The following is a 15,555-nucleotide window of genomic DNA, read 5'->3' as shown; positions in this document are numbered from 1 at the left end:
TTGTGCGTCTAATGTTTTGTAAGTCAATTTTATTTAGGGGGAATGTGGTTGTGAAGAAGTTGGTTGGTATGTTGATGGCTTTGTTGGTGTTTTTTTCGATTTCGAGTACGACGGAGGCTGCGGATTCGAGGTTGTTTGTGAAGTGGGATGATTCGACGCTTGTGGATGGTCAGATTGGGCGCGTAACGCTTGTGAAGGATGCTGTGCTTTTTAAGATGGAGAATGGCAGCTTGAAGAAAACGAATCTTCTTAGAACGGCTGGTAACAAGTATCGCATTTACGGATTTAGCGGATCAGGGAATTATCAGTATTTAGCGGTGGGTGGTGGTTATTATCTACATAATACTACCGCGACAACTTATGAAACGCCATCATCTGCAAAGAAACGTCAGCTTGAGCTGGTGATTGATGACAGCATCATTTCATCGGGGCTTCGTACATTGATTGAAAAAGGTAAATTACCAAGAACACCTCTGGATGTGAATACATCTACCATGTATGACATGAGAGAAATGTTTGGTAAGCCTGTGTCACAGGGATATAACCCATTCGGCTCATACGGCTTTGACTACGGAAAATTCAATTATTCAACTAACTACTTTAGAAACGGTGAATCGGGTGATCTAGTCTCTATTCAATATGAGTTCCACCCAGACTATGTAATTACACCTGCTCAAATTAAACAGCGAATCGGAACAACAGGCCTTTACAACGACGGAATCAGCGAAAAAGACGGAATCTACCACCTGAATTACCAAATCGGCAACTATCAGCTATGGTTCCATTATGATGACAAAGAAGGAAAAAGCCTGAGATTTATTGCGGTTGTTGATAAGCGGACGCGGTGATTTGCGGGTGATTCGTGGGGACGTATATTTTGAATCATTCCACATCCGAAGTATATTTTTTATCTTATTTTAACAAGCTATTCAAAAACATGTGCTGATCACCTTTTTTCGGTGACCAGCACATGTTTATTTTCATCTTTGACTGATTTTTTCCCCGGATTCTTTTCATGCTCTGGTGATTAAATTGGGAGATATTCCAAGCAGTCTCGCTGCCTGACGGATGGTGAGATTGGGAATTTGTTTGATTTTCCGGAGGATGGGGTCCCGTTGTTCTTTTGGGTAGGTTTTGATCAGGGGGATCATTTTTTCGCCAATTTGTTCAGCAATCAGCTGACGAGCTTCATGATCAGTGAATTTTCGTGGCTTTGGAAAGGCAGATCTGCACTCTTCCTGTTCTGAACTTTCCTCATTATATATTTTAAATAAGGAAAGATTACAGTTAAAGAAACTTAAGATAAACGTGGTATTTATTAATATATTTTTTCTACTTTGGTCGTAATAAGTACTGCAACTGCTCCATTTCCATTCTTCAGGAGTCCTTACCATTCCCGCTTTTACAGGGTTCTGGTGAATATACCGCATCACCTTCAACAAATACTCTCGCGTTTCAACCCCTTCACTAATAAATCGGTTCTGGAGCAGGTGTCCACATGTTTGATATTTGCCATGATAGTACTTAACATAACTAATACTCACTCGTTTCATAAAAAGGGAAAGCTGATCCAGTGGGCATTTGAACAGAAAATGAACATGGTTTCCCATCATGCAGTAGGCGAAAATTTCAAGAGGATGGTCACTCTTCTTACGTTTGATAATACTCAAAAATTCGGTTCTGTCATTTTCATCATGAAAAATTTCCTGCCTGTTCGCACCGCGGATGATGACATGATAAAAATCTGTCCTGCTGATTGCCCGTTTATGTCGGGGCATCAAGATCACTCCTTTATTTTAGATATTGTCAAATTAGGGAATCATTCTCAGACTAATGAAAACAAAAAATCAGAGATGGTTCTTGCCATTTTGATCAGCTTGTTTCGCAGCTTATTAATTTCGTTATGGAGGTTGTTTTGCAGCTACTACATCTAAGAGGGAGAGGTTTTAGATTATTCAATCAACCTTACGTCAGGGGAAAGGCCTTTTAAGTTGATTTTCTACTACCGTTCATGCTCAATAATTTCTATAAAATGAGTCACAAATGCCTTCAGTGAGAAAAGAAATTTCGGCGGAGAAAAATGCAGAGGATCTTTGAAGTAACTTAAATTTACCACATACGATAAACCGTAACAATGAATCAAAGGGACAGATGTGAGGCGTTAACCATGTGAAAAAGCTTCTGTCATATATGTTAAGAACAGAAGCCCAGTAATATGAAATCCACTTCAAGTTTTCAGAATAATTTCGACAGGCGAATCATTCGAAATATTCGTCCCCATCAATTAATTAGCTTTCTCCTTCAGCCATGAAATAACCCTCTTCTGATCCAACCTTCCTTTGCCGTTTTTAGTTCTGCTAATTCTGTAAAACAGAACGCGATCATTTTCACGCAAAAAGTAAATCCTGCCTGTATCAGCAAACGGGTATTCCCAGATATTTTTGTTCCCAGCTTTTACTGGGTTAGGTCTAACTTTATGGCTGTTTTGTTGAAAATTGTAGTTCAGGTTTACAATGCAAGCTTCAACTTTTAGGCGATCTGAGGGGTTTAGCACATAGAAGTCATTCAGGAATTCATGTTGGAAATCAGATTGACTGTAGAGTGACCTGAAACGTGGTTCGTATTCAATCTGCAGTACTTTTATAATTTCTTTTTCCTGATCTGTCAGGTCTAATCTTATTGATTCAGCAGCATTGAGTTTATCCTGAGTGTTTTCCAGGATGGCATTGAGGTTTTCAATCTCTAAATTTTTCTCGTTTATAGCATTTTTCAATTCTTCGTCATTGAGAACCGACCTTTCTTTCATGTTGTTCAACTCAATTGACATTCTTTCATAATCTTCCTTATAAAGAGACAGCTCCAGGATGCTCTCATCATATTGTTTCTCAAGGAAGTGCCGTTCTTTGTCCTGATTTTCAATTTTATCTTCGAGCTGACGAATTTCCTCGAGCTGAACAATGACCTCTTGTTCTTTCAATTTAATTTTTTCATTCAATTCATTTAGTTTAGTAGTTAAACTACTGACTTCCAGCATTTTATCTTTTAAATTGGACTGAACTGTTTCCAATACGGATTCTGCTATATGTTTTTCTTCTAATAAATCGGTCAGGAGCTTTTCAGCCTTTTGAATATCCTGTGAATTAGCCTGATGATCTTGTAACTCTTTTATTTCTTCCTCTTTTAGGAGAATATCTTTTTTCAAGCTGGTTAAATTCTTATTTAGCTCATCAAATTCATGTTTGATTTGATTTCTCTCTTCAATAGCTCGTACTTTTTCTTTTTCGATTTGTCGGGATTGATACTCAAACTGGGAGAGCTTCTTTTCTGTTTGACGAAGCTTCTTTTCTGATTGGGACAAAAGCTTCATTTTATCATTGATTTGTTTTTGCAAGGAAAAAAGTTCGTCCATATTACTTCCGGTTAACTGGTTCATTTTATTTCTCAGCTGATCAATTTCGTATTCCTTCTGATCAATCTCATTTATCAATTTATTTCTGTCCTCAAGATACTTTTGAAGTTCATTTTTTGAAGCAACAAGCAGCTGCTGTGCTCTCGTTAAATGGAAATCAGTGTAATTTAAAAAATCAGAGAGCTTGACGTGTGCCTTTTTTATAATATCTCTGACAAATTGTTTTCCTTGCTGTGTTGAGTCCATCTTCTCACCTTCTTCTTTTAGTGTTCATTTTGTAGACAGTTATTTTGAATCATTTGATAGACGAAATGATATAAGGAAATTTTCTTCTTTTCATTCTTCATCTTCAAATGACTATACTACCAACTCGGAAAAAACCAAAAAAGATTCTGTCTGCAAAAATAAACTTCATGACCTTCCGATTTCCGAATGATTCAGAATACACGTCCCGCTGTTTCATCCCCTGCCTCCAAAGACAAATCTGCCTGACTTCTCAGATAAGAAAATCTCTTCATGTTACATGCATAATAAGCTTCTATATTAACTTTGTTTGCCTGGTGTTTATTGTATATTTTTACACCCGACCAGATCATTCTTGCTGCGATTATAACGCCTGTTGGATCTGGTATTAGTGCATCTACTGCAAGGTCGCCAAGCATGCCAAGGCCAAATTCGAATGCGACGCCTAGTGCTGTGAAACTAATTAGTTCTGCGGTGGCTATCATCATTTTTGCTTTAAATTGATTTATTGCTTCTTCTGATAGGCCAGACTGATGACGGATTGTCCAATAGTCTTTTGCCGCAAGGATCAAACTTACTGCAAAAAATGATGCGTTAATCGCAAGTATATCAATCAAAAACGCACTGGAAGTTTCAGCAAGAAATATACCTGATATGGATGAGACTGCTTCATGAGCCATCCATACACTAGCAGATATCATCCCTACACGTCCTAGATCAGGAAGAATGCCTGATGTGAGCTCCCTTTTTTTCATGGACCAGGGTCTCGGGTCATTTTTCAACCTGTTCATTCTGATGATCTGGGAAATAGTCATGCTTACCAAGACTGAAGAAGCAATGGTAGCACCTGCTTCTTCAAATATGCTGAGTGTCAAAATATCTTCATTATGTTCAAGGGTCATTGCGTATTTCTGATCGTTTGTTAGCGCTGCATTCATATACTCTGGATCAGTTGGATTCTGAGTATCCCCACTATGCAGGTGTGTACGATGACCTTCACTTATCGCAAACATAATGTTATCAGAGTCAGCCGCAAGCTCGGGATTGTTCGGATTTTCTTTAATAGTCTGCAAATGATGACCTTCGATCCCATCAATTGGTGCCGGACCTCCAGACTCCCAGTCTCTCATTAAAGCCTGTTCTTCATCTGTAAAATAAACAACCTCACCAGAGTCACTCACATATTGAAATACTTCATCAGGGGCGTTCGTTTCTTCAGACGCCCAGAAACTGTTCATTTCCCAGGCATTTTCAACACCTTGGGATCTGGCATATTCCATTCTGACATCCTCACCCGCTGCCTGATTTTGCAGTGCTGCTTCATAAGATTTTTCTAGGTCCTCCTCATAAGCTGCAAATTGTTCGTCACCGGGTTTTACAAAATACTCATCTATTACATAGGTAGCTGCGACCGCTGAGCTTCCTGCTGTATACATGTCACGGTTTCTGCGGTACCGGTAATGATTCATACTGCACCTAGCGATTCTTTTTTGGCTTCGAGAACAATCTCTGTCATCCGTGGCTTAAAAGACGCTGCTGCAACTTTGAAAATTTCATGGTAAATGCTTTGGTAATATATCTGTGCTTCAGTTGTAAGAATTGCGGTGTCAATTTCAGCCATGCTTTTAGAGAAGGTCTTTACGTGGTGATCTGCTGAACGTGCACTTTCGCTTAGTGCATTGAATTCAGAATGAATATCGCTTAGCTTTTTAATCGCCCATTTATTATACGTGATGCGCTTCGGATCACTTACTGAAGCAAGCTTTTCCATTAACCTCGACGCCAGATCTTCATAGCGCTTTTGTTCATCAGGGTAATGTTTTAATAAGCTATGCTGGATATTTTGATCGATTTGTTGCATCTGTAACTGCAAAACGTCATTGTTTTCGTGTGATCTTAACAAGAATTCCAATTCACTGAATTTCTCATTAAAGTCTTTTAGAAAAAGCGTTCTCGACCGCTCCGCATACTGTAACCGGAGTCCGTTTAATGTTTTATAATCCTTAAATGCATCTTGCCATGATTGCGGATGACTCCATGTAAGATGATCATGAGTAAATTTCATAAGCCTCTCCAGAAAAAGCTTCTGTTCTGCAGACTTCTGTTCCCTTATCTTTTTTAACATACGATCATAGAACATTTTAAAAATCGGGCGGCTACCTGGTAATTGAATCAGTGCCGATTCAAGCAGTTTCAGGGCATGAGTCTCATTTTCTTTTTTCTCTATTTCAGCAATCCACATTTCTTCAGCAGAACCACTCTGCCTCTGTTCAAATGGTACTTCAGAAAGATTTGTATGATTTGCATGTTTCTTAATTCGACTTGCTACATCTTCAGAAAGCACTAGAAATTCATTCGTTAAGTCGCGTTGCAATTTTTCGAGCTGATCCATGTAATTCTTGGTTAAGCCTTCATTAGAGGAGAAAATCTTTGCAGTGTACTCTTCAGCATGTGAGATCGCACTTTTATAATTCTGATCTCCCTGCCTCTGTAACGTTGCTGTGCTTTCTTTAATTAGACTAAAGAATTTTTCATCAGATACAGCCATTTCTTTTTCCACAAACGTTTGAAGATCATTCTTTATATCCTTCACCTCATCTAATTGTTGACTGAACTCTATTTTGTGGTTATTAAGTTCCTGACTAAATTGATCTTTTATCTCGTTTGAGGAAGTCTCAATCTTCTCTAATAAATGTCTCAACCCACGAGCATGATCTAGCAGGAATCGTTTTTCCATTTCAGACATTTGTTGCTTTTGAACTGAGCGTTCCCTAGATGCTAAATCGGCTTGTTCTTCTAAATAGCCCTGAGAATTTGCAAATGCTTGCTGTGTACTGTTTGAAATCGAATTCAGCTTTTCCTCTAACTCTCGGTAAAGCTGGTTGTTTTTCTCATTGGTTTTTCTTTGGAATGTGTAAAAAGAAATTGAAATAATACTAAGCACGATAAGGATAGCAATATCCATCTGTTATTCCTCCTATTTCTATTTTTTAGTATAAATGGTTTAATTATAATATAATTCTTTTGTATCATAAATAACAGCATTTCACGTATATTCATTAAAATTTTAAGGTAATAAGTTATAAATTCGAATAAATAGGTGATTGCATTTTACTAACCAGCATTGAGTACTTACCTTTGCCTAACTGTTAACGAGGATGAATACTGGAGCTCAGTCCTGTGCTTTTCGGGCATAAACAAATAAAGAATCAAAACAGGTATTTACAATAACCTGTATCAGTCAATCGTAAAAACGTATCGGAGGAGACTATTGAAATGAAAATGAAACTCGAGCAAATCGAAAAACAGCGAAAGGAGAGAGGATTATTAAGGATTTTTAAAAACGATGAAGATAAATTTGAGTTGGAGCAAAAAACGAACAAAAAGAGTAGAGGAATGTATTGGATTTTAACCTCTTATACTATGGAGGACCTTTGCAATGCCGTAGCATCTGGACAAAGAGGTTCCGTTAATATACCTTTACTTTCATCAAGCAGAAAAGAATTACGATCTGTCATTAAGCCATCTAGTGCAGAAGAATTCTGGGTTGTATACAACGGGATTGGAGGTAGTGGCGTAGACGCGAAAACTTCTTATGATCTCCGAGCACGTATTGTGCAGGAATTTTCAAACCATCAAAAGACAGGCTCATTAAAAATTTTGGGACGAGTTTAAATGACTTAAACAGATGGAGATACACATATGTTGAGTTGGAAAGAGATGAATACCTTATGAATAAAAGGCTATATGAGACAGGATGGCGCTTAGAATACGGGTGGCCTATTTTGTCTAATCAATGAAAGATTTTAATACACTTGTCAAGTTGTTGATACAACATCTAATGACATTTTTACTATCACAGCATCTATTAAACAAAGAACTGTCCCAAAAATTAGAAACGCTTCTGTCATCATAAGACAACAGAAGCGTTCCCAATGTAAAAGCTAATTCAATAACATCAGCATTTCGGAAGAAAAATGATTCAAAATATACGTCCCCGCGTTTCCGGTGTTTCCCTTCTAACTACACCCCAATTCCTCAAACAAATCTTCAATTGTCTGAGTTTTAAAACGTCCACCTTGAGGATTACTTTGAATCAAATAATCTCCGATTAACTCTCCATTTGACTCAAGAAAAACCTGACTGAATTGAATTTCTTCACCATCTTGTGTTAAACAGCTTTCCTTAAGTGGAAATTCATATACGAAAAGATATTCGCCCACGTACGGTTTGAGGTCAACTCCAACTTCTTCATATTGACTGAGGTATTCACTTCTCAAATTAACGGCTGACTCACTTTCTATTATAGTTCCATCATTTAATATTGAGTTGAGTGGATAACCATACTTTTCTTCCATGTAATTCGTCATTTCATTTGAAAAACTTACAGTCTCTTTCTTAGCAAATACTTGCTCCTTCTGCGAACAACCTGATAATATTCCGATACCTAAGATAATTACTAAAGATGACTTAATCAGGTTTCTTATCAAATTAACTCCCTACCTTTATCTGATATTTATTTAGGAAACACTACTGTGTGCGCATATACGGAACCACCACCACGTTCAAATGCTAACCAGACTTCTTTGCCTGTAGATGTCCAATTATCGTGAACTACAATGTTATAGTAAGTTTTAAAACTCTGTGAAGATTCCTGGTAACTTTCAGTTCCCACAAGTGTAACTGAATGCCCTACACTACTATCACCAGTGGAATATCCGTAACCTTTCACATGAACTAATGCAGGTCTGCCCGCCGAGATCTCAGTAGATAAATTACTAAATGACGGATCTCCTCTGCGATCAGAATTAGCACTTGGATATCTTTCTTGTAAATACCTGTCTAATCCTATCTCTAAGTTAGCGCCAGTCGTTCCGTTAGCTGTTGTATTCATAAAGTTAGCTAATCTTTCTACAACATTAGCCGGTACATTACTTGACGACATAGAAGGGTAACCATTTTGATCCCAATACATTATAATATTGGCAGCAGCTACAGGTGAACAGTCATTAGCCCCAGGATAATGGCTTTGTTGATAGTCTGGAACACCGCTAACCTTTCTAAAAACTCTATTAACAACTGCCTGAGTTGTAAAATCACCACTAGATTCAACGCTATTATTGATAGAATCTTCATAAATCTTGTTTTTTGCCTTTTCACTTTCTTTAATCTCTTCCAAATCATCCTGGGTAAATTCACGATTGTCTCTTAAGTTTTTCACTTTATGGTCTTCAGAAATATAACCATATGTAACCGGTCCATAATAATACAGTTCTTTATTTGGAACATCGTGTCCAGGGTATACTTCTCCCAATCAAAACTCTACTAAAGCATCTTCGAGCATCAATGAATGATCTAATATCATATAACCTGCGACATTTTCAAGCCCCTTATTCTTTAAAACAATCATTGATTTGGTATACTTATTTTCGATATCTTTCAGCTTTTTAACAGACTTTACTTCTAGATTTAAAAAATCCTGATCGCCAATATTGATCCTTTCCTGTATTTTCATATCAGCAAGTTCAATAATGTTTTTCTGACTTTTAATATTGAAATGCTGACTTGATTCCGCCATCCCAATTGATGGAGCGAATCCACTAAATAGAATGGCACCAGATAGAATTGCTACAGCTAATTTACTTTTCATTTTCTTCCTCCTTTTGGTCACTTAAATAATATTTTACATTTAATCTCATAAAAAGGAAAATTGTTTTTTGTTTTTTCTGATTTTTTATAGAGTATATTTATATATTACTTTTTGCGTTTGAGAACAACTTTTACACCCGATTAAATCATAGAGTAATGTAGACTTTTCGATAGGGAAAATAATTGTTAAAAAATAATGTTGATAAACTAACTTTCCAAATTGTTATGAGAACGACTTATTGATCTATAAATTGTGGCTGAAAAAACATTTGGATACTAAAAAATATGAGGAGGATATATAGTAACCACAGAACACACTATGTAAAAATGATCTTCTTCTAAAGTGAGCTTACTATTGTTGCTAAATGATACTGAACAAAATTATTAATAAAACTTAGGTAAACAAGTGATTCAGAATATACGTCCCCACGTTTCCGAAGGAAACCCGTTCAAAGTTTATGAAATTACCCTTCCCAATCAAAAAAAGCTATCTGTGATAAGCATTGAAGAAATCATCATCCACCGTCTCGATGGCATTGCGCTTACATTGGTTTATCCGGAAAATGATGAAGACTACGAGTGGGCCTACCGCATGTTTCTCATTCATAAAGATTACTTAGGCCTTGACTATCTGACTTCCAAAGCAAAAGAAGTAAAAGTTTTTTCGTTAATTGAAAACTGGTTTTATAATCAATTACAGAGTAGGCATTCATTCTTCTTGATACAACAATCGGTCACAGCCTAGTAAATGTGCTACAAACAGCCAAAAACCCCTGCCATCTCAACTAAGAAACAGCAAGAGTTTTCTTATTCACGAACTAACTTCTGTCTGTTAACACTCCTTAAACCTCACAGACATGAAAACCTTTATATTATAATCTTAGAAAATAAATGCCCTCGTCAGTCCGAAAAGAAGGCTTTTTATTCAGGAACATATTTGGATCACCAACAGACCTTCGACCTTCGAATAATTCAAAATATGCGTCCCCGTGTTTCTCCACAAAAAAAGCCCCTGTCATCCTAAGACAACAGAAGCTTCCCTATTCAAGACCTAATTCCAACCATCAATAGCCTTTCGACCATCGAATGATTCAAAATATACGTCCCCGCGTTTCCAAAATACGCGTCCCGGTGCTTACTTTACTTATTAAAGCCCTACTGCATTTGCCGCATACGTAGCATCAGCATTGCTGAAACCTTCAAACTCCAATTGTTCGATCAATCCGGTTCTTGAGAAGGAAGTAAAATCAAGATAATCCTCAGCGGTTTTTACTGCTTGCGCTCGCCAATTTACACTGATATTTTCTACTGCGTACGTAGCATCAGCGTTACTAAAACCTTCATATTCTAATTGCTCAATCAATCCGATCTTTGAAAAAGGCATATAATCTAAATATTCTTTAGCCATTCTTATGGCTTGCGCTTGCGACACTGTTGCGGCATTTTGAGCTTTTTCTTTTTCAAATTGTTCAATTAACGCAGCAAGTTGTTTCTTTTTCGTAGGGGATGGAGTCTGGTAAACAGTAGCGGTGGTATTGTGGAAATAATAACCACCACCTACGCCAATATATAGAGAATTTCCACTACCTATAAAAGAATAGATACGATATGTATTTCCAGCTTTTCTTAGTAAATTTGTTTTTATTAATTTACCGTTTTCAAGTTTGAAAAGGACTGCATTTTTAACCATGTTAACTCTTCCAATTTGTCCTTCGATCAGGGTCCCATTATCCCACTTAACGAACAGTCTATCATCTGAAGCTGCTTCAGATGGATTAACTGGGGAAATCAATAAGACCATAACCATTAGAAAACTAACCAAAAATTTCATTTTCATAGATAAGTACCTCCAAAATATTTTTATTCTTCATAATAATACCATATAAAGTGATAAATTTACTATATTTTAGATCAGAAAAATGAACTATCCAGCAATTATTTCAAACTCCATCCATTCATCACATAAAGAGATCCCTCTCCAACCTTACCATTTAAAGTATTTCGTTCTGATCCTTCTAGGATAGCAAAAGGATTCATATAAAATAAAAATCAGACCTACTCCAACATCTTTTGGAAATACGTGTATTGCCATGAACAGCTCTTCCCATTTAAGATTGAATTCCAACCATCAATAACCTTTCGACTATCGAGTGATTCAAAATATACGTCCCCGTGTTTCTCTTGCGTTTCCTTCCCTTCTCTCCGCCATTTGAATATAATAATAATAAATCGAGTAAAATACCGATAACAGGAGTGATTTTAATGCGAACCATATCGTTACACGAGCTGGATAAAAAAATTGAGAAAAATCGCAAAATAGCTAATGCAACGATTAGATCTTCTTCTCATGGTCGCAAAAAGAAATCCCGGACGAGAACGCCTGGCGAAGTAAAAGCTTTGAATGAAATTTCCATTGCACGCTGGCAGAAGGCGGTTGAAAATAAAAAAATTATACGAACAGGTACGAGGTCGATGTATTATGACTACCGTGAGTGATTTAAAACAAGCGCTTATTAACCTTGTGGATAAACCGAAATTTGAAAGACAGCTTGAATTTGCCTCCCTACTGACTGATTATTTTCTTCAAAAAGGTATTAAGCCCATCGTAGTAGGTGGACTTGCTGTAGAGATTTATACGCGAAATGATTATCATACTCATGATATTGACTTTGTCAGTGACGGCTGGCATTTATTTAACGACTTGTTGATGAACCAATTAGGATTTGAGCGTAGCGAAAGAGAGTGGTATCACGTAGCTGCTGAAATTGCGGTTGAAGTCCCTTCTAATCATTTGGAAGGGAATCCGGACAAAGTCTATGAAATTACCCTTCCGAACCAGAAGAAGTTATACGTGATCAGCATCGAGGACATCATACTTCACCGTCTTGAAGGCATTGCGTTTACATTAGTTTATCCAAGAGACGATGAAGACTATGAGTGGGCCTATCGCATGTTTCTCATTCATAAAGATGACTTAGACCTTGACTATCTTATTTCCAAAGCAAAAGAAGTGAAGGTTTTTCCGTTAATTGAAGAGTGGTTTTAAAAATCATTTACAGAGCAGCTATTCTCTTTTCTAACTATAAGGGCAACCGCCTTGTAAACGAATCATACACATCAAAAAACTCCTGCCATCTCCACGAAAGGATAGCAGGAGTTTTCTTAAAGCTCTATTTTTTAAGAGTCCTTAACCGGCGGAAATGTGAAGACCTTTCTTTCAAAATCATAGAAAGAAAAGCCCCTGTTCACCCGGAGACAACAAAACAGAAGCTTTCCCTATCCAAAAACTAATCCGAATTTTCAACTGCCTTTCGGCCAACGAATGATTCAAAATATACGTCCCCGTGTTTCACATCTCAACAAAGAGACAGCAGGAGTCTTCACTTTCAGGACAACCCTACCTTACACAGCAACCTTTCGATTGTCGAATGAAACAGCATCTACGTCCCGGATTTACCCTGACGATTTACTTCATCATATTTCGCCTTTGATGGTGTAAGGTACTCAATAAATCCATCCATTTTAGTAATAAATAGACCAGCACCTAATCCGTATTGTCCGAAATACAAATTATCGTAGCTGTAAACGCGATACTCTTCTCCCGGATTCAAGACACGAGAGAGGGTCAACTTGTTGTTCACGTCGCGTTTCCACAGATTGATAGACTTCTTGACAACAATCTTACCTTTTTGCCCTTTACGCAGTTCAGCGCCTTCCCAATAAACCTTTTTAAGAACACTTGGAGCGGAAGTAACTACAGAACCTTTTGTAAGATCCTGACCTTCTGCATAAAAAACTTTGTACTCAAACGCATCATATCCATACTGCCCTTTGTTTGAAGTGAAATCTACACTGTCATCCTTTAATGGTTCAGAAACGTATATATATGCTTTTAAATAGCTTCCTTTCTCATCAGTCAGTTGGTCCACACGCTTGATCTCATAAGTATTTCCACTTCGAAAGCCTGTTAAATTAAAGTTAAGAGTATCTTTGCCATTCCAACTTGAAGTATTAGAAGGATGGATCTCAACAACCAAAGTTCCAGGTTTAAGATCACGCACCAACGTGTATACGCCTGTGTATGCGTCAGGATCAATGTCCTTATTAAGAATCTTACTGGATCCCAATTCCTTCATCTGAGCTGCCTTTACTTCACTAATAAACTGACCTGAAATTGGCAGGACAGAACTCGCTACACCTGAAAATAGTAGTGACGAGGCCAATACTGTTGATACAACAACTTTTTTCATATAAAACGCCTCCTGTTATCTTATACCTAAATTATATACTTTAAATATAATACTTATTAACTACTAATAACAGATTTAAAATAGGAATTATTCTATTTTTTATGGTTTTTTATTCATCATTTAATTGATGTAGCTCAGCAACTATGTGATTGAACACGCATCAATTTCAACAACCTTTCGATTGTCGAATTGAACAGCATCTATGTCCAGTATTTACCCAACACCCCTTCGATAAGCGAATTATTCAAAATATAAGTCCCGATTCCCCCGTCCCCATGTCTTTCTAGTGCTTTTATCTTATACTTTACCATTAATCTAATTGTGAAATGTTTTATCATGTTTATTATATATCTTGTTACACAGCGGTTCTCTGTATAAAAGTTTTGTAATACTTTAATTCTTAGTAATCAAGTATGAATTAAATTTATTCGTTTTAGATGTAAATATTTCCATTAAATTAATGCTATTATTTGATAAATTTTGTTATTTAAAACTCGTTGGTCTTACCTATGTAAATCCCCTGTAATAAATGTATATAATTGTCACGTAATAAAATTTTAGGAGGTTCATATGGGGAAATTAGTTAAATATCTTGTAGCAGCAGTTTTGTTGATCAGTTCATTCAGCTTAGCCGGGTTTAGTGATAAGGCATCGGCTGCCACATTTATTAAACCAGTTAACAGTAACAACATTACAAGTCCTTTTGGTGACGATTATTTAAATGGAGAATACAGATACCATACGGGAATTGACTGGGCAGCTCCGGAGGGGGAACCGGTCGTTGCTTCTGCGAGTGGGACTGTTAAAGCGATTAACAGAGACTACTGGTCCAATCAGACGCCTTTTACCGGCTATGGGAATGCTGTACTGCTTCAGCACACAGTGAATGGTCAAACATATGAAACACTTTATGCGCATTTAAGTTCAATCAATGTTTCAGTTGGACAGAATGTTGCTCAAGGTGCATTGGTTGGAGGGGTAGGGAATACAGGTTATTCATTTGGTAACCACCTTCATTTTGAATTGCATGTAGGCCCTTACGATGGTTTCCAATCAAATGCTGTGAATCCACTTCCATATTTAAACGAAGTGATTGAGCAAGAGCCAGAAAATAACTACTGGGTATATCATGATTCATTCTCAAATACAGAGCTTTATTTCGAGACCTATGACGAAGCGCTGGAGCTTGTAAATGAAAGCTATCCAAGCGCTGTCATCATCAGAACGTCGGATAAGAAACAAGTCTATCCCCGTTATGAAGATAATGTAGCTAATCCATTTACGTACAGTGTTCATAAAGAACGCTGGGACGGTGCAGATGGTAAAGAAGGATATTTCCCGGTAGTAGAAAGCTTCAAATATAAGATACACGCAGACGCATTCGCAAGAGAAAACGATCTGCTGATCCGAAACATCGCCAACGACCAGGAAGTAAATTATAATGGTCAGGAACAATATGCTGTGTTCCATCCGGCCTACGGCTACTTCGCAGAATTTGACACTCGTGACCAGGCCATCAACTACACAGCACGATATAAAGACGCAGTTGTCATCGACAGACAGTCATGGAAACAAACATGGCCAAGAACCATTAACGACGATTATATCGGAGACCTCTTCAACTACTCAATCTACACAGTAGGAAGCAACTCCCGAGTAGAAAGCTTTAAATTCGAATGGAACGCCGATCAATTCGTGAAATTCGAAAACAACAGCAACGGAGAGAACTACGAATATCGCGAGCTTTAATATGAATGAAATGAGACAGAGAGAGATTTCCTCTGTCTCGTTTTTTGTAAAAAAGCATTCCCTTCCAATAACTAATGAATAAATTCCCCTTATTCAACAGAGAATCCGCTACAAAAGGAATACATTCGTCATCCAAAGATAACAAAATCTTACCTTTTCATGAACGAATCCAGATCACCAACAGCCTTTCGATCATCGAATGATTCAAAATATGCGTCCCCGTGTTTCTCATCATTCACCGCCTTGAAGGCATTG

15 protein-coding genes are annotated in these 15,555 nt (G+C 37.3%); 6 read left to right on the top strand and 9 right to left on the bottom strand.

What is annotated here, in order from left to right:
- The first annotated feature begins 50 nt into the window (after window positions 1–50).
- Window positions 51–848 carry a DUF4309 domain-containing protein gene (locus tag E2491_RS10185; RefSeq protein WP_166805846.1) on the top strand — a complete coding sequence of 266 codons (798 nt, stop codon included), beginning with the start codon at window positions 51–53 and terminating at the stop codon, window positions 846–848.
- A 165-nt stretch (window positions 849–1,013) separates the two neighbouring features.
- Here E2491_RS10185 and E2491_RS10180 read toward each other — a convergent pair whose 3' ends face one another.
- The 4 genes from E2491_RS10180 to E2491_RS10165 form a co-directional block, all read right to left on the bottom strand.
- Window positions 1,014–1,778 carry a transposase gene (locus tag E2491_RS10180; protein ID WP_134375537.1) on the bottom strand — a complete coding sequence of 255 codons (765 nt, stop codon included), beginning with the start codon at window positions 1,776–1,778 and terminating at the stop codon, window positions 1,014–1,016.
- Between the two features lie 506 nt (window positions 1,779–2,284).
- A complete protein-coding gene (locus E2491_RS10175) occupies window positions 2,285–3,655 on the bottom strand; it encodes a coiled-coil domain-containing protein (RefSeq protein WP_134375536.1) in 1,371 nt (456 codons plus the stop codon).
- A 191-nt stretch (window positions 3,656–3,846) separates the two neighbouring features.
- Window positions 3,847–5,121 (bottom strand): DEAD/DEAH box helicase family protein, encoded by a 1,275-nt coding sequence (locus E2491_RS10170; protein WP_134375535.1) that lies wholly within the window; start codon window positions 5,119–5,121, stop codon window positions 3,847–3,849.
- Window positions 5,118–6,617: a hypothetical protein gene (locus E2491_RS10165; protein WP_134375534.1), complete on the bottom strand. Its 1,500-nt coding sequence runs from the start codon at window positions 6,615–6,617 to the stop codon at window positions 5,118–5,120. Before E2491_RS10165 ends, E2491_RS10170 begins: the two co-directional genes overlap by 4 nt.
- 311 nt (window positions 6,618–6,928) lie before the next feature.
- Between E2491_RS10165 and E2491_RS10160 the strand changes: the two genes are divergently transcribed.
- On the top strand, window positions 6,929–7,327 hold the full coding sequence (locus E2491_RS10160) for a hypothetical protein (RefSeq protein ID WP_208528065.1): 399 nt from the start codon (window positions 6,929–6,931) through the stop codon (window positions 7,325–7,327).
- A 344-nt stretch (window positions 7,328–7,671) separates the two neighbouring features.
- Here E2491_RS10160 and E2491_RS10155 read toward each other — a convergent pair whose 3' ends face one another.
- From E2491_RS10155 to E2491_RS10145, 3 genes are read right to left on the bottom strand one after another with little or no spacing between them, the layout of a single operon-like run.
- On the bottom strand, window positions 7,672–8,142 hold the full coding sequence (locus E2491_RS10155; RefSeq protein WP_134375533.1) for a hypothetical protein: 471 nt from the start codon (window positions 8,140–8,142) through the stop codon (window positions 7,672–7,674).
- 26 nt (window positions 8,143–8,168) lie between these two features.
- On the bottom strand, window positions 8,169–8,966 hold the full coding sequence (locus E2491_RS10150) for a C39 family peptidase (protein WP_134375532.1): 798 nt from the start codon (window positions 8,964–8,966) through the stop codon (window positions 8,169–8,171).
- Window positions 8,967–9,302, bottom strand: a complete 336-nt coding sequence (locus tag E2491_RS10145; protein WP_134375531.1) for a hypothetical protein — start codon at window positions 9,300–9,302, stop codon at window positions 8,967–8,969. It lies immediately after the preceding gene.
- 405 nt (window positions 9,303–9,707) lie between these two features.
- Here E2491_RS10145 and E2491_RS10140 point away from each other — a divergent pair, with 405 nt between their 5' ends.
- Complete coding sequence (locus E2491_RS10140; RefSeq protein WP_134375530.1) at window positions 9,708–10,046, top strand: hypothetical protein; 339 nt, start codon at window positions 9,708–9,710, stop codon at window positions 10,044–10,046.
- A 402-nt stretch (window positions 10,047–10,448) separates the two neighbouring features.
- Here E2491_RS10140 and E2491_RS10135 read toward each other — a convergent pair whose 3' ends face one another.
- Window positions 10,449–11,138 (bottom strand): Ltp family lipoprotein, encoded by a 690-nt coding sequence (locus E2491_RS10135; RefSeq protein WP_244093930.1) that lies wholly within the window; start codon window positions 11,136–11,138, stop codon window positions 10,449–10,451.
- 425 nt (window positions 11,139–11,563) lie between these two features.
- Here E2491_RS10135 and E2491_RS10130 point away from each other — a divergent pair, with 425 nt between their 5' ends.
- Both E2491_RS10130 and E2491_RS10125 read left to right on the top strand, forming a co-directional pair.
- Window positions 11,564–11,797: a hypothetical protein gene (locus E2491_RS10130; protein ID WP_134375529.1), complete on the top strand. Its 234-nt coding sequence runs from the start codon at window positions 11,564–11,566 to the stop codon at window positions 11,795–11,797.
- Window positions 11,781–12,347, top strand: coding sequence for a hypothetical protein (locus E2491_RS10125; RefSeq protein WP_134375528.1), 567 nt, complete (start codon window positions 11,781–11,783; stop codon window positions 12,345–12,347). The genes E2491_RS10130 and E2491_RS10125 overlap by 17 nt, the downstream gene beginning before the upstream one ends.
- A gap of 394 nt (window positions 12,348–12,741) precedes the next feature.
- On the opposite strand, the gene E2491_RS10120 is transcribed toward E2491_RS10125, so the two are convergent.
- Window positions 12,742–13,551: a hypothetical protein gene (locus tag E2491_RS10120; protein ID WP_134375527.1), complete on the bottom strand. Its 810-nt coding sequence runs from the start codon at window positions 13,549–13,551 to the stop codon at window positions 12,742–12,744.
- Between the two features lie 570 nt (window positions 13,552–14,121).
- Between E2491_RS10120 and E2491_RS10115 the strand changes: the two genes are divergently transcribed.
- Entirely contained in the window at window positions 14,122–15,300 is a 1,179-nt protein-coding gene (locus tag E2491_RS10115; protein ID WP_134375526.1) for a M23 family metallopeptidase, read from the top strand.
- Window positions 15,301–15,555: the final 255 nt, after the last annotated feature.

This window comes from Jeotgalibacillus sp. R-1-5s-1 (assembly GCF_004405105.1).
Lineage (GTDB): Bacteria > Bacillota > Bacilli > Bacillales > Jeotgalibacillaceae > Jeotgalibacillus.
This window is presented reverse-complemented; position numbering and strand designations above follow the sequence as displayed.